This is a genomic window from Streptomyces niphimycinicus (genome assembly GCF_018883605.1).
Taxonomy (GTDB): domain Bacteria; phylum Actinomycetota; class Actinomycetes; order Streptomycetales; family Streptomycetaceae; genus Streptomyces; species Streptomyces niphimycinicus.
Genome location: NZ_JAHLEM010001306.1, coordinates 1 through 709, shown reverse-complemented (window position 1 = coordinate 709; position 709 = coordinate 1). Strand labels below are relative to the sequence as shown.

Here is a 709-nt window from a genome sequence, read left to right as displayed (position 1 = left end):
GCGAGCATCGTGGTCGGCGGCGGGGGCGGCGAGGCCGGGGCCACGGGCGCGGAACCGGCCGAGGACACGGCCGCCGCCGACCGGGTGGAGCTCCAGTCCCTGGGGACCGGGCGCCGTACCACCCGCGGTGTGCTCGCGGTCGGTACGGGCGCGCCGCTGGGGACCGCCGAGCGCTATGCCGTGCACTCGGCGGTGGCGCTGCTGACCCTGACCACCGAGCGTTCCCGCGCCCTGCGGGAGGCCGAGCAGCGGCTCGGCGCCGCCGTGCTGCGGATGCTGCTCGCGGGCGAGCCCGACCATGCGCGGGCGGTCGCCGGGCGGCTGTACGGCGGGCTGCTCGACGCGCCGTTCCGGATGCTCGTCGCCGAGGTGCCGTTCGGCGGCGCCGCCCAGCAGCCCATAGCGGCCACGCCCGGGACGGACGAGGCCCCTCCGGAGCCCTTCGCCGAAGCCACCACCACGGCCACGGGCACGGCCATGGGCACGACCCCGGGCGAAGCCGAGGCGGCCGACCCCCTCGCCACGCTCACCGACACCATGGAGGCGGCCGCGGCCCGCATCGGCGAGTCCGTGCTGGTGGTGCCCGACGGCGAACGGCTCATCGTGCTGGCCCCCGACGGCGGCGCGGCGGTCGCGGCATGCGCCGAGCACGCCCGGGCCGTCGAGAGCCGCCGCGGCGCCAAGGCCCGCCCCCGCGACCGTACGGCCG

The 709-nt window shown here is 79.3% G+C and carries 1 pseudogene; it reads left to right on the top strand.

From position 1 onward, the window contains the following. A pseudogene (locus KN815_RS49485) lies at positions 1-709 on the top strand (PucR family transcriptional regulator); the annotation flags it as partial.